Source organism: Legionella lytica (assembly GCF_044626755.1).
In the GTDB taxonomy this organism is placed as follows: Bacteria; Pseudomonadota; Gammaproteobacteria; order Legionellales; family Legionellaceae; genus Legionella; species Legionella lytica_A.
Genome location: NZ_JBGORX010000002.1, coordinates 223,195 through 243,409, shown reverse-complemented (window position 1 = coordinate 243,409; position 20,215 = coordinate 223,195). Strand labels below are relative to the sequence as shown.

Here is a 20,215-nt window from a genome sequence, read left to right as displayed (position 1 = left end):
AATATGTCAAATTTAAAGGATATGAAGTTAAGGTTTATTGCGATTCAGAAAAAAGAGTTTATTATCATGCTACGCGATAAACGAACGTATTTTTTCCTTATTTTAATTCCCTTAATTCAGGTTATTCTATTTGGATATATCATTAACAGCAACGCAAAACATCTGACCACCATCGTGGTTACGCATGATACCTCGCCTTTTGTAAACAGTATTATCCATTCTCTTAATAATTCAGAGTATTTTAAGATTCAAGCCATTTATAATACGGATAATGATGCAAAACAGCTTATGGAGTCAGGAAAGGTTCAATTCATTGTTTATATTCCGGAACAATTTACTCATGATTTGATAAGGAACAAGCAACCGCATATGCTTATTGAAGGGGATGGTTCTGACCCCATGCTTATAGGGAATGCTTTTTCTGCATTGAATACCATCGCTTTAGAGGCCTTAAAGAGAGATACTATTGGCCCATTAAGTTATCTTAAGACGAAAGAGCCTGCTTTTGTTATTGATAGGCATGCAAAATATAATTCAGCGGGAAAAGCCCAATACCATACTTTGCCAGGGTTAATTGTTTCTATTATCACTATTTCGCTCACCATGTTGACGGCAATTTCCATAACTACGGAATATGAAGAAGGAACGATGGAGTTGCTATTAGTTACGCCGATCCATCCGCTGGAGGTAATGTTTGGGAAAATAGTACCTAACATCATCTTGGGGTATATCTTATTTTATCTGACTTTGTTTATTGCCAGGTATCTTTTTCATGTCCCTTTTTATGGCAGTATCGTGTTGTTGTCTCTTATCGCGTTACCTTTTTTCGTCGCTAATTTAGGTATAGGGATTGTGACTTCGAGTCTTTCTAAAACGCAATTCCAAGCGGCAAATATCGCCAGTACCTATGCATTACCTGCAATTTTATTTTGCGGATTTATGTTTCCTTTTGCCGCAATGCCGGCGTGGGCACAGTGGATTGGAAATTTATTGCCACCCACCTACTTTTTAAGGATTACTAGTGATGTAATGCTCAAAGGAGCAGATTTTGCGGCAATTTGGCCGAATTTATGGCCTATTCTGGTTTTTACTTGCGTGATTATTTTTGTTGGAGATCGATCTTATCGTCAAACCTTGGATTAGTAGTTGCGCTGTTTGCAATGACCTATATTCTTAGGAGAATTCATGAGGAAAATATAATCGCTCATAAGCCTCTAATGTTTTATCAATATGATGTTTTTGCACTAATTGAAAACTCGCATTACCCATTGCTTGTAGTTCCTCTAGAGGCAATTGCACTATTTTTTTTATTTTTGCTGCTAAATCATGACTATCAAGTGGATTAAATAAATACCCATTTTTGTTGTTATCAATCAGCAAGGGCAAGGCCATAGCCTCTGCTAATAGGACAGGACATGCTGAGGCCATTGCTTCAAGTGTTGCGATGGATTGTAGTTCTACCGCTCCTGGCATACAAAATACCGTAGCATGTTGATAGGCTTCTCGCAGCTCATTTTCGTTAACTGAACCTAAAAAATGGATTTGATTTTGAATTCCAGAGGCCACCGCTTTATCTTCAAGTTTTTTACGCATGAGTCCATGACCGACAATGTTTAAATGCACAATAAGCTCGTTTTGCAGATGTTTAATGGCTTCAAGCAGGAGAGGAATATTCTTATCCGGATCCAACCTGCCAACGAAAAGAATCGTGGGCGTTGCTGGTTTGAGCTGCTGTTCATTGGTTCGATAAAACTTGCTTAAATCGACCCCATTTGAAATAGGGATTACCTCCGCAAGCTCTGCGCGCTCCTCTAAGGGTTTAATAGCGAGGCTAGAGGGAGTTGTGACTTTATCGGCTTTTTTAAATACTCTGCCGATATCACGCCAGGAAATTTGGGCGATTTTATTATTTATCCATTGCGGAAATGGCAAATATGGTGAAAGACATTCAGGTACGAAATGATTTGTTGCGATAAGGCGAGTTGTCCGTGCTACAGCTTCATTGACGACGAGACGGCCGATCAGATAATGACATTGTACGTGTACTACGTCCGGATTAATCGTATCAAATAAATGTCGTATTTCCTTTTTGATTTGCCAAGGAAAGCAGAGCCTAAAGGTTTGATGGTTAGATACTGCATGCGAATGAAGCCGATGTTCAATGATACCATTCACTGCCATAGAATAGCTCGGTCCTTTTTTAGGTGATGGGGCAATTACATGGATTTCATAACCTTTTTTTGCTAATCCCTGAGCAAGACGAGCGCTAAAATGAGCAGAACCATTAATGTCTGGGGGATAGGTATCTGCTGCAATAATAATTTTTTTCTTTGGGTTCATTTTAATTCATTTCTCGTAAAAATTTTTTAGTTGCCTTGGCGACTGTGTAAGGGGCTTCGTAGTGTAAAAGATGCCCATATTGGGGAATTGCAAGCAAACGTGCATTAATAAATAAACTGTGTAAGGTTTCTTGTTTGTTTATAGAGCAAACATTGTCTTGTTCGGCGGCAATGAGCAGGGTAGGCTGGTTAATTTTTTTTGCATATTGAGTAACCGATTCATTCTTTATCACGTTAAAAATTTCTATAAGTGTTCTTTTTGATTTTACTTGAGAAAAATAGGTCAGATGCTGATGATGGATCCATTGTTTTAAATTTTTATTGCTTGTTTTGGTCATAAGAGTGCTCATAAATTGAGTGATTAAACGACTTTGCAATAAAGATAAATCAAAGGGAGCTGGTAAATGGTTGGCGAGCCAATAATATATTAAAACCAACTGGGAACCGAGGTCTCGTTGTTTCAGCAGTGGCTCTGCCAAAGGATTCACTAAGATCAGGTAATCAACGGGAAGTCCTGCTGCTACCGCCGCACTTACTAGGATGGTGCCAAAAGAATGCCCCAATAGAGCGACTTTTCCTTTACAGTTTAAACTTAAAATAAATTCGTTAAGCCATTTATGATAAAAAAAAGTGTTATGTTCAAGATTGATGAGCGGCTCAGATAAGCCGAAACCTGGTAAATCCGGAACCACGATTCGATAATCACCTAGGCGTTTAGCTATGAGTTCCAATCCATGATGCTCTCCTCGGAATCCATGTATCAGAATGATAGTGACGTTAGAGGTCCTGTTACCATATTCCCAATAGTGCGTTATGGAGTTAAAAATAGAAATAGTATTTTGGCGTGCAGCATTTGCTGGACCATTACCCATAGTAATATCATTGAAAACGGTTTATTTAGTAATTATAGTAGGGTTAGGCTATTTTGTTGTTTATTGCAGGGAAACATATGGGAAAAAGGATTGCGGTCTTGAGCTTACTCTTTATTTTTTCAAAGAGTTGGGCTTTGGATTTGATTGGGGCATTTGAGCAAGCGCTTGAAAATGATGCAGTCTACCAGCAAAAAATTATAGACACTCAAATGTCTGGAGATGATATAGCCATTAGCTTATCTAATTTATTACCCAATATTAATTTTGTAACGCAACCCTTGATTAATAACTTAAAATCCAGTGGTGCTATTGTCAGTGACAATCTCCAACCTGCAAATAACGTTATTAGCGCTGCGGATGTTAGATTGTCTGCGACGCAGACCATTTTTAATTTAGCAAATTTTAGAAAATTGGCTGCCGCCAAGTTAGATGCGAAGGTGGTCGCTGCGTCGTTAAATGCAGAGTATCAAAATTTAATCGTCCGTGTGGTTAAAGCATATTTTAATGTGTTGCATTATGAAGACAGTCTAGCCTATTATCAATCAAATAGGAAGTTTTTAAGCGTTCAGCTATCCCAGGTTAAAGAAAAACACGATTTGGGTAAGGCAAGTAGTATTGACCTGGATCAGGTGCAATCGGCATTAAACAATGCAGAAATCCATTGCCAAGAGGCGCAAATAAAATTATTTATTCATCGGCAAAAGCTAGCAGAAATTATTGCAAATGATAATGAGCGGTTGGCGCCTTTAAATAATAACATTTCGTTCACTTCGCCTAAGCCAGAGAATGTCAATAAATGGGTCGAGGCTGCAAAACAGCAAAATTGGAAGGCGGTGTCCAACCGGTTGAAAATACAATCCGCATTGGAAAAAATTAAAGAACAATCCTCACATCGTTTACCCGTAGTCAATGCAGAGGTGTTGTATGAACCGCAAAAATTTCATATAAAAAATGGAAGCTTATTGATGGCAGCAGGGACTAGCGGACAGGTCAATGCAGCGGCTTTTCTTAATGTATCGGTACCCATTTATAGCGGAGGCTTAATCACGGCCACGGTTAAAAAGTATCAGCGTCTTGGTCAGCAGGCAAAGCTTGAATATCTGTTCTCTATTCGAAAGTTAACCTATTCGGTGAAAAAAAATTATGCCATGCTCATGTCTGATTTAAGCCGAATCAAAAAAAATAAAGAAATTGTGGCCTTGGAGGAGAAACAGTTTAGGGCTGTCAAAGAAGAATATAAATTAGGACGAACGAATCTGCTTTCCGTGCTTAATCAAGAAGAAAAGCTCATTCAGGCGCGTATACGTCATAATAAAGACAAATACACCTACATTCAAAACTTAGTGGCGCTTAAACAAGACGCTGGAACTTTATCTCCTGATGATTTGCGCATCATTAATAAATGGTTACTAATGTCCCCTCCTACCTGATAGTACAGCTATTTTTGCTTATGTATCAATACGGCCTATACTTAGAGTAAATGCGAGCACTATCGGTTATTGAATGAATTCTACAATAAGCAAAATAGTACCTGTAATCTTGTCTGGGGGGGAAGGAACCAGATTATGGCCAGTCTCCCGCCTGCATCACCCTAAGCCTTTTATTAAACTCCAGGATGGTTATACCATTTTACAAAGGAATTTTTTAAAAGCGCGAGATATTGGAGGGATACATGAGATTCTTACGGTAACTAATCACGAGTTACTTTTTAAAACTTTAGATAATTATCAAGAGCTTAATAATGATGGTATTGAATTATCATTTATTTTAGAGCCTTATGCCTGCAATACGTGTCCCGCTATTATTTCAGCCGCATTGTTTATTGCTCATAAATACAATGAAGATACATTAATGTTGATATTGCCAGCTGATCATTTAGTAAAAGATCAAGAAGCATTTAACGAAGCAGTACAAAATGCTGCCGATTTAGCTAATCAAGGCAATATAATTACTTTTGGCATTAAACCTTCTGAGCCTCATACTGGTTATGGCTATATTGAAGCGAAGGGATGCGAGGTACTTCGATTTATAGAGAAACCCTCTTATGAAAAAGCAGTAGAATATTTAAGTATGGGCAATTTTTTGTGGAATTCAGGCATGTTTTGTTGTAAAGCAGGCATTTTACTGGAAGAAGCACAAAACCACTGTCCAGAGATTTATGCGGCAGTTAAACATTGTTTCGAGGCTTCCAAGCTAACTTGCTCTCAGGACTATAATAAACTCTCGCTGGATAAGGAAACGTTTAAACATATTGCCAATCAAAGTATTGACTATGCTATTTTAGAAAAATCTACAAATAGGGCTGTCGTCGCATGCGATATAGGTTGGAGCGATTTAGGCTCATGGGATGCTATTGCTAATTTAACCCATGCGGATAAGGAAAATAATCAGGTTGATGCTGAGGCCATCTTAAAGAATGTTTCCAACTGTTATATACGAGGTAATAATCGTCTGATTGCCGGATTAGGATTAAATAATCTCGTTATCATCGATACTGCTGATGCGTTGTTGATTTCAAATAGAGAGCAGGTCCAAGATATTAAGCTTCTTTACCAACAATTAAAAAAAGACAATCATGAGGCGCATAAAAGTCATCGCACCGTTTACCGACCTTGGGGTTCTTACTCTATCCTTGATGAGGGTCCTGGTTTCAAAATTAAGCATATTGAAGTAACCCCTCAGGCATCTCTCAGTTTGCAAAAGCATAATTATCGTAGTGAGCATTGGGTCGTGGTGGAGGGCAAAGCCAAAGCGTGCCTTGATGATAAAATAATATATCTCAACCCTAATGAATCGATGTATGTACCGATAGGTGCAAAACACCAACTGGAAAATCCTTTCGATGAGCGATTAATTTTGATTGAGGTTCAGTGTGGGAGCCATCTTGATGAAGACGATATTGTTCGTTTTAGTGATATGTATGGGCGATGTTAAGGCGAAGGATTGTTATGTCTACCAGTAAAAAAAAATTAATTATTGCCATTATTGCTGAAACCTATCCTCCAGAAATAAATGGGGCTGCGCGTTTTGGGCAAAGATTGGCTGACGGATTAAGTCAAAGAGGACATAAGGTTTACGTGGTTGCACCATCCCCAAGTAAGGGGAACAGCTATGTGACTCGGAATAAAGGAGTTACTGAATATCGTTTAAAATCGCATTCTATAATAACTCATACAACCATTAGACTGTGTTTCCCTTGGCAAATTAAAAAACTAATGGAACAGTTTTTTATCGAAAAACGCCCGGATATTGTGCACATTCAATGCCACTTTTCCTTAGGTCGGCTCGCGGTAAAACTGGCGCAGAAATATAATATACCTGTTGTAGCGACGTTCCATGTGATGCCTGACAATATAGTTCCTTTTCTACCATTACCAAAAGGGGCAATAAAACGTCTTATTGACTATTTATGGCGTGATGCGGAGCAGGTTTTAAGTCAAGTTAATGTCATCACTGCGCCCACCGAATTGGCCATTCAGAGTATTAATAAACATTTAAAACGCCAAGAAATAATCGCGATTTCTAATGGGGTTGACCCTGATTTTTATGAATTGAAGGAGGGTGATTTTATTGAGAAACGGTCGAAATTTATTATTCTTTTTGTCGGGCGGCTTTCTCATGAAAAAAATATAGACGTACTCATTAAAGCTATTGCAAAAATACCTGAGTCGCTGAATGTTTTTTTGGAGATTGTGGGGGAGGGACAAATTTTGGGTAAGCTTCGCCACTTAGTAGAGCAATTAAATAAGTCGCAGCAAATAAAATTTTTAGGCTCTGTTGATGATGAGCGTTTACGTCAAGCTTATATCCGAGCATCTATTTTTTGCATGCCAGGTATTGCCGAATTGCAATCGCTTGCTACTCTGGAAGCCATGTCGGCTTCACTTCCTGTTATTGCCGCGAATGCCTTAGCATTGCCTCATTTAGTGAAAGAAAATAAAAATGGCTATTTATTCAAGCCCGGTGACAGCGATGATTTAGTTAATAAAATCACTCGGATGGCTCAGTTGTCGCCGCAAGCAAGAGAGCAAATGGGCAAAGAAAGCAGAAAGCTGATTTCCGAGCATCATCTGGATACGACCATCTCCCTCTATGAGACGATTTATGCGGAACAAGTAAAAGATGCGTGATATAGAGACCCTAATTTTTAAACTTATTTAAACAGGGGAATCGAATTCCCCTGGTGGATTTCTCGGCAGATGGTTAATCCTTAGCTTAATGCAAACGCAGTACCCAGGTTTTTCTTTATGGCATTTTGATACACGACCGAAGCCACACTCACATCCTGGATGGATAAGCCCACCGATTTAAAGACCGTAAGACGATTTTTATCTTCGGCATTTTTATGCAGCAACCAAGTGCCAAGCTCCACAATTGATTCAGGCTGAAGCTGCTGTTGCGCAATCGCGCTCATGATTTCTCCTGACTCCGCCAATACCGCATCCAGTTGATCAGCAATAACCATTGCCTTTCCTAATACCTCATTATCGATTTCTTTCATGTTCGCCGTGTGGGAGCCAATCGCATTAATGTGTACATACTCTTGCAGATCCTTAAGGTGAATCAATGGCTCGTTACTGCCTGTTGCCGTACAAATAATATCAGCCTCTTGAACTGCTAGGGGTATTGATTCATAAGCCTTAACTTCATAACGGTCGGTAAATTTATCTGCAAATTTCTGTGCTTTTTGCAGGTCACGGGACCAAACAGATACCCGGGTTATATCACGTACGGAAGCTACGGCCTCTAATTGGGTTTCGGCCTGCACACCGGAGCCAACAATTGCGACATGGGATGCATCCTCGCGCGCAAAATATTGGGTCGCTAAACCAGAGACCGCTCCGGTTCGCAGAGCCGTTAAATATCCTGCATCCATTAGCGCTTTAGGTTCTCCTGTTTGCGCATCAAGGAGCATGATAAAACCGGTAATGGAGGGGATATTGCGTAGGGAGTTATTGGGGAAAATGGAAACGACTTTCAAGCCTAAGGCCTTATCGGCGGCAAGATAAGCGGGCATTGTAAGGGTGAGCGCCTGCTCTTCATCGATAGTCATTCCTGTGCGTAAAGGTAATTTAACGTGGTTTTCTGCCAATTGAATAAAAGCGCGCTCCATCGCTTCAACCGCTTGGAGCATATTAATACTTTGCTTTACGTCATTTAGAGAGAGCAATTGCACCGTCATTACACAATCCTTGAGTAGTTAGTATACGCAAAAGTGTATTGTATTATGCGCTTGGTGGCCACTGCTAAGTTGATTAAAGTATGGGATGAGTTCCCTTAGGTGCATCCTCTTCAGGAGCTTTTCTGACAAGATTATACTGACAATAGCACTCTAGAAGCGGGAAGTTTCGTTTATAAGAAACATTATTAACGCGGGCTTAACATGCGCAGGGTTAACGAAAATTTACGGATGGGTTGTTTCATTTTGTTGAATGGTACCGAGAAGAGGACTCGAACCTCCACGGGGTTACCCCCACTAGCACCTGAAGCTAGCGTGTCTACCAATTCCACCACCTCGGCATTCGCGGTTAAGTTACTCATATTTTGAGATACTGTCAATGATTTTTAGGATAAATGTCGCTACTGGGGGGGCGACTACCGATCCCGGATTACGCTATGACTAATCCGGGCTATATTCTATGTTCTATGGCTGGGTATTACTGGGGAGAATAAGGCACACCTGCTTTTAAAACTCGCTCGCGAACTCCTTGCCACATGCCTGTTGCCGGGGGGAGCTCGATGACGATGCATTGTGCGCTGGAGGCATCTGCTTGTCTTAGCTGATAGTATAAGTCAAAGGCGGCTTGCTCTGGGCTCTCTGCCAGTTGATGATAATGCGCTGGGGCAACGTTGCTTGGTTGTTGGCTAGCAATCGCATAAATAGCGTCGCTGCGTTGCTGGCAAAATTGCGCCAAGGATTCGTAGTCGGCGAAATAATATAAGGTTTTATGCGGCTGATAGTGGCTATCTAATTTGCCGGGAACGCGGAGATTATTGTATTGGTTGCTTGATAGGGTTGTTATAACCGTGGCAATGGCTTGTTCATCAATCAGTCCATGGCGCAAAATCTGATAGGTTTCTGGGTTGCTGGCATCGACAATGGTTGATTCTATTCCTACCGTGCAGCGGCCACCATCTAATATCGTTAGTGTTTGTTGTGGAAATGATTCATTTACATGCATGGCGGTTGTTGGGCTTACCTTGCCAAAGGGGTTTGCTGAAGGAGCAACTACTGGAACCTGTAATTTACTTAATAGTTCTTGTGCCAAGGGGTGGGCTGGGCAGCGAATCGCTACGGTGCTTTGTCCTCCAGTAATAATCGGATTTACCTGCTCGGGTTTACATGGTAAGACTAAAGTTAATGGTCCAGGCCAAAAGGCGTTAATAAGTTGTTTGGCATAAGCTGGGATGTGTTCAACGAGCGAGGATATATCCCAATTGGGGGCTACGTGCACGATTAAGGGATGATTTAAGGGGCGGTCTTTCATCGTAAAAACAGCTCTAATGGCGTGCTCGTTATCAATTGGAGCGGCTAACCCATAAACTGTTTCTGTAGGTATGGCAACGGGGTTTCCCGCGCGTAAATCGCGAACAGCGAGATCGACATCAGTGGTAATTAAAGGCATATCCTCGTCTCAGTAATAATCTACCCTCGCGTGTAGATTTAAAAAACCAACCATTTTTACACAATTAGGCCTATTAATGAAATAGTTTTCAGGAAAATTCTCCTTATCAGTCACTCTTTTTGCCTTTTTGCCATGGCCTGCATAGAATGAAGGAACAACAATTTGGGGTCGATCCATGTCGCTTATACTTTTGGAAAAAATGTTCGATGCTTATTTTGCTTTGCTCCCTCGAAAAAAACCAAAAGCGGAGCAGGTCTCAGCGGCCCGTTTAATTGCTCATCGCGGGGCTCATGATAATGCGCATGGTGTGATGGAAAATACGTTGATGGCATTTCGTTTGGCTGCAAAGGCAGGATGCTGGGGAATTGAGTTGGATGTGCATGCAACGGCAGATCAGGTCTTAGTGGTAAATCATGACCCCACTTTAAAGCGCTTATGGGGGCGAGAGTTAACTATTGCCGAGGTATCTTTTGCCGATTTACGAGCACAAGTTCCGCAAATACCAAGCCTGGCAGAAGTGGTTACTGAATTTGGCGGGCGCCTGCATTTATTTATCGAATTAAAAACGCCATTGCATCATGAGGATGCTTTGGTCGCCATTTTGCAAGACCTGACGCCAGTAAATGATTATCACTTGCTTAGTTTAAAGGATGAATGTTTTCAGGGGTTGTCACAAGTTCCCAAGCAGGCTTTATTATTGGTAGCGGTACATAACAACGTGGGGACTTTTTGTGATTTAAGCTTTAGTCAGCATTATGGTGGTGTACTTGGCCATTATGTCTTAATCACTAATAAATGTGTAAGGCGTTTATTGGCGGCACAGCAAGTGGTCGGCGTGGGATTTATTGACTCCAAAAACAGCTTATATCGGGAATTGAACCGCGGTGTTTCTTGGATTTTTACGAATCATATCAATAAGATAAGCCCATTTCTAAAGTAATAAGTTATTTTTTTCGGAGTAAAAATTTTACTATGAGGCATTTTTTTGTCTATATAGAGTAATACCTTCTCATTGACGGCATGAAATAGTTATGATTTGATACAACTGACCGCTTTAGGTTTGGTTTGATTTCTCTTTGTCGCTGGATAATGACTAATCAAGGGACTTTATAGTATGTACAAGGATTTATGCTATGGGATGGATGGGGAGTATTTTCAGCGCTGCAATTAATACGACAGCCAGTGTATTGGATACCGCAGGTTCTGTTGCTTGTAGTATTGGGGGAATGGGCTTGGCCGCAGCCCAGGCAATGGATAAAACCTTCCAAGGATCGTATGCTGGCTCCGCGGTCGGCTGGGGAGGATTAGATGTTACTGGGACTTTTGACCACTTATTCGGTATTAACTTTACCTTGCCATTACAGGTTAGCAAAACGCTGGAGGGCCAGGAATTCTATCAAGCCACTGATTATATTGATCCAGGGATGATCAGCATCGTTAGTGCGGTAGCGCTGGGCTCAGGATTTATTTTAAAAGGTTTAGGTAGCTCACTTAAAAAATTTCAGCAATATCGTGATGATGAGCAGTTTACGCAACAGAATTATGGTTGCAAAATTGAACGGCCTGCGGCTCGAGAGTTTGGACACTCCCAGCTGACTTCTCTAAGTAGTTCACTGTCCATTGCGATGCTTAGCTATAACACGGCAATTTGTTTTGCCTATTACTCGAATATATTGAATTCAGCGTTGCGCCTGACCTATCCCTTCCAAGGAAGCCAGTATGCGAGTGGTCCTTATTATCATGGGCCACAGAAGACTACTACTTATCCTCTCGATGTTACTTTAGACCCCCAACAAGTTGTTGTGGATATACCGTTTGTGGGCAATGTCACCTTGCTGTTAAATATGGCGATCCATGGGGCGGCGAATATTACTGCCGGCGCAGGTGTTTTCTTTAAAGAAAATGGTCCAGCTCCTCTTGCCCCAGCTGTGGCTGTAACGGGCAGTGCCCTCGCAGGTTCGAGTGCGTATTTGTTAAGTAATTTTTTTGCGAAAAAGGAATGCGAGGCACGTGATCGCAGATTAATTCAAGCGGCAAGAAAGACGGTATTTTCTATTCAGGAAGGGGATGAAGAAGAGACCTTACTTACATGGCAAGTGTAAATCATGGTATTGGTAGCGGGCTAATTTATTTTTCCGCTATCAGTTTTTGCTGCCATCCGCCACCTAAGGCTTGAAACAAGGCGACCGTATCTGACAGACGATTAGCCTGCGCCTGAATTAAATTCAATTTTGCTTGCTGGTAATTTTGTTGACTAAGAAGTAAGGCTGCTTGGCTGGTATCTCCTAGGGCTAATTGACGTTGATAAATCCTAAGACTTGTGCGTGCTGCTCGTTCTGCTTTATTGGCGGTATCTAAGGCAATCGCGTCTGTTTGTAAGGCTTTTAAGGTATCTGCCACATTCTGATAGGCATTGATCACTGTCGAACGATACAGGGCGGCTGCTTGTCTATAAGTTGCTTCTGCAGCCCGTTGTTTATGACGCAGTGCTCCGCCATTGAAAATTGGTTGGGTAATAATCCCGGCTAGGGCCCAAAAGCGAGTATCCGGTCGCAGTAAGGTACCGAGGGTAGTTGCTGCCGTGCCTAAGTTTGTGGCATCAATAGTAAAATTGGGCAGGCGATTGGCAATGGCAACCCCAATTAACGCATTGGCCGCATGCATTTGCTCCTCGGCGGCACGAATATCTGGACGATGTTCAATCAGGGTTGAGGGAATGGATATCGGTAGTTGTGTAGGTAAATGTAAGGAGTGCAAATAAACTTTGGGGGTCTGCGGATCATCCGGAAAGCGCCCGGTGAGTGAATTTAATAAATCTCGTTGGATGGCCAGTTGCTTTTGTAAGGGAGCCAGGCTGGCTATCGATGTGGCCAAGGCGGCTTGTTGCAGAGCAACATTGGCAAGAGCGGTATCACCTAAGCTTAATTGTTGTTGGATTATTGCCAGGATCCTTTTTTGTTCGCCAATAATTTTTTCGGTAGTAGTAATTTGCTCCCGTAAGGCGGCTTCTTGGATGGCGGCACTTACTACATTGGCGGTTAAGGTTAAATAAGTGGCTTCTAATTGGAAGCGTTGAAATTCAGCTTGTGCCATTAATGACTCCAGTTGTCGTCGAGTCCCGCCAAAGACGTCAATGGTATAAGAAACAAACACCTGTCCAGTGTAGAGTGAATAGTGATATTGATTGCTGGCTAGTACGCTGGTGAGAATATCGGCCGTTTTTTGGGTAGTGGGGTTAAACGATACGCCCACGGCAGGTAGTAGTGCCCCGCGTCCTGAATAGGCATTTTCTAAAGCCGAACGAAGTGCTTCTTGGGCTGCACTCAGCGTGGGATTAGATTGCAGGCTGGCGGCGACTAACTCATTCAAGGGCTGAGAATTAAATAATCGCCACCATTGTGCGGGTACCTCTTGATTCGTGAGCAAGGTTTGCGCCGTACCAAACGCGGCTTTGCTTGCCAGGGTTTTCGTCACTGGGGCTGGCTTGGTGTAACTTTGGGGTAGTGAGGCCACCGGTCTTTTATAGTTAGGTCCCACCGCGCAACTATTAAGTAAAAGCAACAGCAATCCGATACGTACTAGATGATGCATCATGGTTTTCTTCCCCAAGCACGTGCTTTAGGGCGTTTGTGTTCAAGAAAACGAACTAAGGCGTAATAATACGTCGGTAAAATAAATAGGGTTAACAAGGTCGATACAGCTAAGCCACCTACAATGACCGTAGCCAGGCCCCGCTGTACATCGGTTCCCACCCCAGTAGCTAAGGCTGCTGGCAGCATGCCAAACGAGGCCACAGTTGCGGTCATGAGCACTGGGCGCAGGCGTTCAGCTGCTCCGTCAATTACCGCACGATTCAGTGAGGGATTGAGTTTACGTACTCGGCGGATATTGGCGACCATAATAATGGCATTCTGAATGGAAACGCCGAATAAGGCGATAAAGCCTACCGCGGTGGCAACATTCAGGGTTTCCCCGGTTAAATGCAGAGTAACCAGCCCCCCTAAAGTTGCCATAGGAACCACGCCAAGAATAAGAAAGACTAAATGTAACTTTTGGAATTCGAAGAATAACAGCAAACCCATGAGTACCAGCATGAGTCCAAGAATATAGACCAAACGCTTTTCTGCACGCTCTTGACTTTGAAATTGTCCGGCCCATTCTAAACGGAATTGTTTCTTATCAAACTGTACCTTTTCGTCAATTTTCTGTTTGGCTTCATTGAGGTAGGAGGTGAGATCTCGTCCACGATTATCCATGCGGACGGTGACTTGGCGTTCGCCTTGCTCATGGGCGATATTACTTTCACCCGTGTGATATTCCAAGGTAGCCAGTTCAGACAAGGGGATTTTGGCTCCATTGGCGCTATTTACAAATAAATTACCCAGCGCTTGAATGCTGTTTTTTTCGGCCTTCGGAAAACGTGCGGTTGCACTGTAGTTGCGATTTTCTACATAAATTATGGTGATGGGGGCGCCACCTAATCCGGTTTGAATTAAGTTGGTTATATCTGCAACATTGATTCCATAACGGGCAATCTTTTCGCGATCCGCTTTAATGGTAATTTGCGGAATGGGGGGCTCTTGGAATATAGAAGCAGACGCCGTTCCCTTAATGTTTTTTAATACCTTCACGATCTCATTGCCAATGCGGCGGGATTCATGGAGGTCGGTGCCATAAATTCTTAGGGCTAGTGGGCTATGTGCACCACCGACCAGATCATTGACGTTGTCGACAATCGGTTGACTAATGCCAATGGTAAAGCCTGGCATTTGCGAGAACTCTTGTGCGAGTTTGGAGATAAGTTGTTGTTTCGATTCTCTTCCCGGCCATTCTCCATAAGGTTTTAAACCTACAGGAGCTTCAATATGCGAGGGTGTCCATGGATCGGTTCCATTGTCATTTCTACCTAACTGGGTCACGACAAAAGAAATTTCAGGATGCTTTAGGATGCTTTCTCGCAGCGTGCTGGCCATTTCACTGCCTTTCTCCAGGGATAGTCCAGGCGGCAAATCTGCTTGTAACCACAGTGCTCCCTCATCGAGTTCGGGCAAAAACTCTCGGCCTGCAGTCGCACCAAGCACAAGGATCAAGGCTAAAGTGATGATTCCCAGGGTATAGGCAATACCTGGGCGTTTAATTAAATCCCGCAAGAGGTCGCGATAGCGTACGGTTAACCAGATAAGTGTATGATTATGGCGTATTTTTTGCGGTTTACGTAAGGCCGTGTAGGCTAATCCTGGAATCAGGACAAAGGAGCAGACTAATGCTCCTAAAAGCGCAAAGCTTACGGTATATGCCATCGGCCTAAAGAGTTTGCCTTCGGCATGTTCAAAGGCAAATAGCGGCAAATAGGCGGAAATAATAATGAGGGTGGCGAAGAAAATTGGGCGGGCTACTTGGTTGGTTGCAGCGAGGGTATCGTCTACGGACAGTGGGGCATTAGGCAGTTCTTCGCGGCGGCGTAAAATGGTTTCCATAACTACAATGGCGCCATCAACGATAACCCCAAAGTCAATAGCGCCTAAAGAGAATAGGTTGGTAGGCATTTGCGTTAAATTCATGAAAATGAACACGGATACTAGTGCCGCGGGGATGGCGACTGTCACCACGATGGCACTACGAAAACTCCCAAGAAAGAGCATCAGTACAATGCAGACGATGGCAATACCTTCAATTACCGTATGGGTTATTTTATGAATTGTTAAATGGACCAAATCATCGCGATCAATGTAGGGAGCGATGGATACCCCCATAGGCTTTAGTCGTTCTTGTAAGGAATCCACTTTTTCATGTAAACCTTCCAGAACTTTTCCGGGATTAAGTCCTTTGCGCATAAGAACAATCCCTTCAATCGTATCTGGATTGTGGTTTTTGCCGAGGATTCCTTCACGTTCTTTATGACCAAATTCGACCTGTCCCAAATCACGAATGAAGATGGGAGTGCCCTGATATTGGGTAACCACAACGGCACCGAGTTCGTCTAAGGTGCGAATTTGTCCTATACCACGAATGATGTAGCTTTGCTCCCCGCGTGAAACGCGGCCACCTCCAGCAAAGGCCGAGTTATTGTTGATGGCATTGGTTACATCAGCTAAGGCTAAATTAAAACGCCTTAATTTCATCGGGTCTAAGGTGAGTTGGTATTCTTTGGTCAACCCCCCAAAATTATTGACTTCGGCAATCCCGGAAACCTGTTTGAGTGTAGGTATGACAATCCAACGCTGTATTTCGGATAGTTCCATCAGATTTTTGCTATTCGATTCTAATGTATAGCGGTAGATTTCGCTGCCAGAGCCGGTGAGAGGATCCATGGTGGGTTGAATGCCTGCAGGCAGGCTCAAGGAGCTCAATGCTTCTAATACTCGGGTGCGGGCAAAATATTCACTTGCTTCATCTTTGAAGATCATTGTGATGAGCGATAGGGCAAAGGTACTGCTGGAGCGTATCTCCGATAAATAGGGGACGCTAACCAGTTCCCGCTCAAGAGGAATGGTCACCTGCTGTTCGATTTCTTCGGCGGCTAATCCGGGTAATTGGGTAGCAATGGAAACGCGTACGTCATCAAGTTCAGGATAAGCTTCGATGGTCATTTGGGTGCTGGAAATATAACCATAAATACCTATCAGAATGGCAGCCCCCCAGGCAATGTGGCGGCGTCGAAAGCATAGGGCAATCAGCTTATCAATCATTGATAAGTACCCCTCCAGCGCTGACAATGCGATCCCCAGGTTTTAGCCCTGAGCGAATACGTACATGCTCTTTATCTTCAGGGCCGAGTATTACGGTACGCTGGGTGAAGGTCCAGGGGGCAGTTTCAATAAAAACAGAGGTCGTGTCATTATACATGAGCAGGGCGGATAGCGGCACTATAGGTTGGTTATCCTGCGGTATGGCAGTATTCACCGTGGCAAACATATTGGGTTGTAAACGCTCATCGGGATTAGTCAGGGCAATACGTGATTTATTGCAACGAGTGTCCGGATCGAGAAAATTATTGGTAAACCTAATGCTGCCATCCCAATGTTGCTGCGGATAGGCCGCTACATGTATTTTGACTTTTTGGCCTTGTTTCACCCAAGGGATGAACGGCTCAGGGACACATGCGGTAACCCAGACGGCATGAATATTTGAGAGATTAAAAATAGGCAGGCTTTGATCGGTAATATAGGCACCGCTGCCATAGTTTAGGCTGGTAATCTTACCGTCTATGGGGGCTCGTATTTCCAATAAGTTTTTTTGATTTTGGCCCAGGGCTTCTAAGGTTGCTTGGCTACGTTGCATCTCGGCTTGTGCTTGCAGGTAGCTATTTTTTATTTGCTCCACATCCTTAATGGCATTGGCACCGGCACGGTTGACTTTTTGTGCCCTATTCCAGGCTTCGGAGGCTTGTTTTAAGGCACTTTGCGCTTTAATTTTGTCGGCATAGGCCTGAGCCATAGCGGGGGATTGCATCACGGCCAAAACCTGACCTTTTTTGACCTCATCTCCAAGTTGGGTATTTAAACTAACCAGTTGCCCTGTTAATGGGGGTAAGATGCTTATATTACGTGTTTGTTCTGCCTCAACCACTCCAGCAAGCTTAATAATATGTGGTGCATTAGAGGCTTGGACGGTTTGTACATTTAATTGTGAACGTAGTGGTGAATGCTTCGGAATTTTGATGAGCTCACCTTCGCGAATGAGCATGGGTACATGAGTGGGATGCTTAGGATGGTTATGCAGCATTAAGCTGTAAAACAAGATAAGCACTAATACGAACACCAGAGCGGTGGTGATTTGTACTCTCTGTTGCTGGCGATGGGGTAGTTTTTTATAACGCTCGCGCTGGGTCGAAATCAATGAATGAATGTCCATAAATCCAATCTTTATTATAATTATTGTTTATCGATTGACCCTAATTTTTTGTGGGGAAGAAGGTCCATTTGTCTTTTGTTATCATCAACTAAACTGGAAAATTAAGCAATAGCTCCCGTGGCCTGTGGGGCTGAAAATTATGAGGGGAGAGGGAGCTTTGCTTGGTCAATAATGGGCGCGAATTACCTGGCTTGAGCGGGGTAATTCGAGAGCGCTGAACATTATGAGGTAGGACTCAGCACTTGGCTGCGATAATAAAGCCCGGGATGAGCAAATATCGTAGTTGCGTAAAGGATGCGACTAGCGCTCCAATATAGCGACCACACCCATTCCTCCTGCAGTACAAATACTGATAAGAATCCGCCCTGTTCCTGCTGCAGCCAGTATCTTGGCGGCGGCACCGACAATACGTCCGCCGGTTGCGGCAAAAGGGTGGCCGAGAGCCAAGCTTCCACCTTTTACATTCATCTTTTGCAGGTCAATCCTGCCCAAAGGCTTATCGCGGTGTAGTACCTTTTGGCAATATTCAGCAGATTCCCAAGCTTTTAGAGTGCATAATACTTGACCTGCAAAGGCTTCATGAATTTCATAAAAATCAAAATCTTGTAAGGTTAAGTTATTTCGCTCTAAGAGACGGCTGACGGCAATTGTCGGTGCCATCAATAGCCCCGCACCATGGACGTAATCCACGGCGGCTACTTCGCAATCGACAAAGTAGGCTAGGACCTCTAGCTGATGGGCTTGGGCCCATTCGGGAGAACCCAGTAAGACGGCAGAGGCGCCATCTGTTAACGGAGTAGAATTACCTGCAGTTAAGCTACCATTAGCTGATTTATCAAAGGCAGGCTTTAACTTAGCTAACTTTTCCAGAGTTGTTTCTTTGCGCGTAATGGTATCTCTCGTTAAAGCATCCATGGGGGTAATTAGATCATCGTAGAAGCCTTCATCATAGGCCTTGGCGGCATTTTGATGTGATCGAAAGGCGAGCTCATCTTGGGCTTCGCGGCTAATTTTCCACTCTTTTACCATCAGTTCGCAATGTTCACCCATTGATAAACCGGTACGGGGTTCACGTACGGCGGGCAATAAAGGTTTGAGCATGCTGAGGCGAAATTTCTTCGCAATGCGCAGTTTCTCTTTCCAATCTTTTGCTTGTTGAAATTCGATTAAAAAATGTGTTAGCCGGCGTTGACCAATTAAGGGGATGTCGGAATTAGTATCGGTACCCCCGCCAATGCCACTGCTCATTTGCCCACTAGCAATTTTGAGTGCCACCAAATTGATGGCTTCCAGACCTGTGCCGCAGGCACGTTGGATGGTCAGGCCCGGGGTTTCTGGAGAGAGGTTACTCCCTAGTACTACTTCACGAGACAGGTTCCAGTCAAAAGGGTGATTGATAACGGCACCCGCAATCACATCGCCTAAGCACTCTCCCTCGATCTTGCTCTTTTTGATAAGGCCTGCAACCGCGGCACCTAATAAATCTTGGTTCGATTTACCGGTATAAAGCGTTTGTGATTTAACAAAAGGTGTACGGGAGCTCCCCAGAATTGCTACTTTTTTAGCCATGCTCATGATTTCTCCTCTTATCTTATTTAGCATAGACCAAAAAGGGGGGCTATACTTTGAGTCTTGGACGACTTTTAAGGGCTTCAGACCAGAAGAGGATAGAAAATGAAGCAAATAAGGATTATCTCGATAGCATTCTGTTGTGTTTTTTTTTCCAGTATCAGTTACAGTAATACGAAAATTGCATTTTTAACCTACGATCCTCCCTTCGTTATTTCTCCTCATGAAGGTTTTGATATCGACCTGGCTCATCTATTATGTAAGCAGATACCGCTTGAATGTCAGTTTGTCTTTTTAAAAAATTCACAGCAAATCTATGAGGCACTAAAAAATGGACAAGTGGATTTAGCGCTCTCAGGCATTACTATTTCTGCGGCACGTAAAAAGAATTTCATTTTTAGCTTGCCTTATCTGTTGAGTAAAGGTCAGTTCTTAACATTAAAACAAAGTAATATTAATTCTTTGTCTGCGCTAAAAGGCTCGGCTATAGGCATTATCAAAGATGAATTAAGCGGGGGTGTTTTCTATTCATACATTGCCAATAACTTTCCCGACGCATTCAAGATTAATCAGTATAGTTCCGTAGAAGATATGTTTGCTGCTTTAAGCAATAAAAGTATTGCGGCTGTTTTTTTATACCGTTCGGATGTTAATTATTGGAATCTTAATGGACATAATTCATTTAAGACTCTTGGACCCGTGGTTACGTTGGGCGAAGGTTTTGCGGTCATGGCGACACCGAGAAGCGAGAATTTAATTAGGCAAATTAATAAAGTATTACTGCACATTGAGCAAGACAGTAGTTATCTTAAGCTTTACGAAACCTATTTTTCTAATCAATAGTTCTTGCGTGTCTAGGGTAGGCGACTCTTTCTGGATTCCGCGAGCACGTCGCGGAATGTAGTGTTAGGAACATAGGGGCAAGGTTGTAGCCTGATTCGACATCAAGAAATGC

At 43.0% G+C, this 20,215-nt stretch carries 15 protein-coding genes and 1 tRNA gene; 7 read left to right on the top strand and 9 right to left on the bottom strand.

What is annotated here, in order from left to right:
- Positions 1-3: 3 nt before the first annotated feature.
- Positions 4-1,143 (top strand): ABC transporter permease, encoded by a 1,140-nt coding sequence (locus tag ACD661_RS08495; RefSeq protein ID WP_400187434.1) that lies wholly within the window; start codon positions 4-6, stop codon positions 1,141-1,143.
- 30 nt (positions 1,144-1,173) lie between these two features.
- Here ACD661_RS08495 and ACD661_RS08490 read toward each other — a convergent pair whose 3' ends face one another.
- Complete coding sequence (locus ACD661_RS08490) at positions 1,174-2,340, bottom strand: glycosyltransferase (RefSeq protein WP_400187433.1); 1,167 nt, start codon at positions 2,338-2,340, stop codon at positions 1,174-1,176.
- Between the two features lies 1 nt (position 2,341).
- Positions 2,342-3,211, bottom strand: a complete 870-nt coding sequence (locus ACD661_RS08485) for an alpha/beta fold hydrolase (RefSeq protein WP_400187432.1) — start codon at positions 3,209-3,211, stop codon at positions 2,342-2,344.
- A 77-nt stretch (positions 3,212-3,288) separates the two neighbouring features.
- On the opposite strand from ACD661_RS08485, the gene ACD661_RS08480 reads away from it, so the two are divergent.
- The 3 genes from ACD661_RS08480 to ACD661_RS08470 all read left to right on the top strand — a co-directional run bounded on the left by ACD661_RS08480 (position 3,289) and on the right by ACD661_RS08470 (position 7,341).
- The gene (locus tag ACD661_RS08480; protein ID WP_400187431.1) at positions 3,289-4,641 is read left to right on the top strand and encodes a TolC family protein; all 1,353 of its coding nucleotides are present in this window, start codon (positions 3,289-3,291) and stop codon (positions 4,639-4,641) included.
- A 73-nt stretch (positions 4,642-4,714) separates the two neighbouring features.
- A complete protein-coding gene (locus ACD661_RS08475) occupies positions 4,715-6,145 on the top strand; it encodes a mannose-1-phosphate guanylyltransferase/mannose-6-phosphate isomerase (protein ID WP_400187430.1) in 1,431 nt (476 codons plus the stop codon).
- A 14-nt stretch (positions 6,146-6,159) separates the two neighbouring features.
- A complete protein-coding gene (locus tag ACD661_RS08470) occupies positions 6,160-7,341 on the top strand; it encodes a glycosyltransferase (RefSeq protein WP_400187429.1) in 1,182 nt (393 codons plus the stop codon).
- 80 nt (positions 7,342-7,421) lie between these two features.
- Here ACD661_RS08470 and ACD661_RS08465 read toward each other — a convergent pair whose 3' ends face one another.
- The 3 genes from ACD661_RS08465 to ACD661_RS08455 all read right to left on the bottom strand — a co-directional run bounded on the left by ACD661_RS08465 (position 7,422) and on the right by ACD661_RS08455 (position 9,837).
- Positions 7,422-8,393 (bottom strand): ornithine cyclodeaminase family protein, encoded by a 972-nt coding sequence (locus tag ACD661_RS08465; RefSeq protein ID WP_400187428.1) that lies wholly within the window; start codon positions 8,391-8,393, stop codon positions 7,422-7,424.
- A 251-nt stretch (positions 8,394-8,644) separates the two neighbouring features.
- Positions 8,645-8,731 (bottom strand) — tRNA-Leu (locus ACD661_RS08460).
- Between the two features lie 137 nt (positions 8,732-8,868).
- Positions 8,869-9,837 (bottom strand): L-threonylcarbamoyladenylate synthase, encoded by a 969-nt coding sequence (locus ACD661_RS08455; RefSeq protein ID WP_400187427.1) that lies wholly within the window; start codon positions 9,835-9,837, stop codon positions 8,869-8,871.
- 175 nt (positions 9,838-10,012) lie between these two features.
- Here ACD661_RS08455 and ACD661_RS08450 point away from each other — a divergent pair, with 175 nt between their 5' ends.
- Both ACD661_RS08450 and ACD661_RS08445 read left to right on the top strand, forming a co-directional pair.
- A complete protein-coding gene (locus tag ACD661_RS08450; RefSeq protein ID WP_400187426.1) occupies positions 10,013-10,777 on the top strand; it encodes a glycerophosphodiester phosphodiesterase in 765 nt (254 codons plus the stop codon).
- 193 nt (positions 10,778-10,970) lie between these two features.
- On the top strand, positions 10,971-11,939 hold the full coding sequence (locus ACD661_RS08445) for a hypothetical protein (RefSeq protein ID WP_400187425.1): 969 nt from the start codon (positions 10,971-10,973) through the stop codon (positions 11,937-11,939).
- A 25-nt stretch (positions 11,940-11,964) separates the two neighbouring features.
- Here ACD661_RS08445 and ACD661_RS08440 read toward each other — a convergent pair whose 3' ends face one another.
- From ACD661_RS08440 to ACD661_RS08425, 4 genes are all read right to left on the bottom strand, one after another.
- Positions 11,965-13,431: an efflux transporter outer membrane subunit gene (locus ACD661_RS08440; RefSeq protein WP_400187424.1), complete on the bottom strand. Its 1,467-nt coding sequence runs from the start codon at positions 13,429-13,431 to the stop codon at positions 11,965-11,967.
- The gene (locus ACD661_RS08435) at positions 13,428-16,526 is read right to left on the bottom strand and encodes an efflux RND transporter permease subunit (protein ID WP_400187423.1); all 3,099 of its coding nucleotides are present in this window, start codon (positions 16,524-16,526) and stop codon (positions 13,428-13,430) included. Before ACD661_RS08435 ends, ACD661_RS08440 begins: the two co-directional genes overlap by 4 nt.
- Entirely contained in the window at positions 16,519-17,691 is a 1,173-nt protein-coding gene (locus ACD661_RS08430) for an efflux RND transporter periplasmic adaptor subunit (RefSeq protein WP_400187422.1), read from the bottom strand. Before ACD661_RS08430 ends, ACD661_RS08435 begins: the two co-directional genes overlap by 8 nt.
- A 300-nt stretch (positions 17,692-17,991) precedes the next feature.
- Positions 17,992-19,266 carry an acetyl-CoA C-acetyltransferase gene (locus tag ACD661_RS08425; protein WP_400187421.1) on the bottom strand — a complete coding sequence of 425 codons (1,275 nt, stop codon included), beginning with the start codon at positions 19,264-19,266 and terminating at the stop codon, positions 17,992-17,994.
- Between the two features lie 99 nt (positions 19,267-19,365).
- Between ACD661_RS08425 and ACD661_RS08420 the strand changes: the two genes are divergently transcribed.
- Positions 19,366-20,103, top strand: coding sequence for a transporter substrate-binding domain-containing protein (locus ACD661_RS08420; protein ID WP_400187420.1), 738 nt, complete (start codon positions 19,366-19,368; stop codon positions 20,101-20,103).
- The last annotated feature ends 112 nt before the right edge of the window (positions 20,104-20,215 follow it).

Bases quoted from the DNA above. Each gene is read 5' to 3' on its own strand.
- ACD661_RS08495 (WP_400187434.1), top strand. From the start codon at position 4: ATGTCAAATTTAAAGGATATGAAGTTAAGGTTTATTGCGATTCAGAAA.
- ACD661_RS08490 (WP_400187433.1), bottom strand. From the start codon at position 2,340: ATGAACCCAAAGAAAAAAATTATTATTGCAGCAGATACCTATCCCCCA.
- ACD661_RS08485 (WP_400187432.1), bottom strand. From the start codon at position 3,211: ATGGGTAATGGTCCAGCAAATGCTGCACGCCAAAATACTATTTCTATT.
- ACD661_RS08480 (WP_400187431.1), top strand. From the start codon at position 3,289: ATGGGAAAAAGGATTGCGGTCTTGAGCTTACTCTTTATTTTTTCAAAG.
- ACD661_RS08475 (WP_400187430.1), top strand. From the start codon at position 4,715: ATGAATTCTACAATAAGCAAAATAGTACCTGTAATCTTGTCTGGGGGG.
- ACD661_RS08470 (WP_400187429.1), top strand. From the start codon at position 6,160: ATGTCTACCAGTAAAAAAAAATTAATTATTGCCATTATTGCTGAAACC.
- ACD661_RS08465 (WP_400187428.1), bottom strand. From the start codon at position 8,393: ATGACGGTGCAATTGCTCTCTCTAAATGACGTAAAGCAAAGTATTAAT.
- ACD661_RS08455 (WP_400187427.1), bottom strand. From the start codon at position 9,837: ATGCCTTTAATTACCACTGATGTCGATCTCGCTGTTCGCGATTTACGC.
- ACD661_RS08450 (WP_400187426.1), top strand. From the start codon at position 10,013: ATGTCGCTTATACTTTTGGAAAAAATGTTCGATGCTTATTTTGCTTTG.
- ACD661_RS08445 (WP_400187425.1), top strand. From the start codon at position 10,971: ATGGGATGGATGGGGAGTATTTTCAGCGCTGCAATTAATACGACAGCC.
- ACD661_RS08440 (WP_400187424.1), bottom strand. From the start codon at position 13,431: ATGATGCATCATCTAGTACGTATCGGATTGCTGTTGCTTTTACTTAAT.
- ACD661_RS08435 (WP_400187423.1), bottom strand. From the start codon at position 16,526: ATGATTGATAAGCTGATTGCCCTATGCTTTCGACGCCGCCACATTGCC.
- ACD661_RS08430 (WP_400187422.1), bottom strand. From the start codon at position 17,691: ATGGACATTCATTCATTGATTTCGACCCAGCGCGAGCGTTATAAAAAA.
- ACD661_RS08425 (WP_400187421.1), bottom strand. From the start codon at position 19,266: ATGAGCATGGCTAAAAAAGTAGCAATTCTGGGGAGCTCCCGTACACCT.
- ACD661_RS08420 (WP_400187420.1), top strand. From the start codon at position 19,366: ATGAAGCAAATAAGGATTATCTCGATAGCATTCTGTTGTGTTTTTTTT.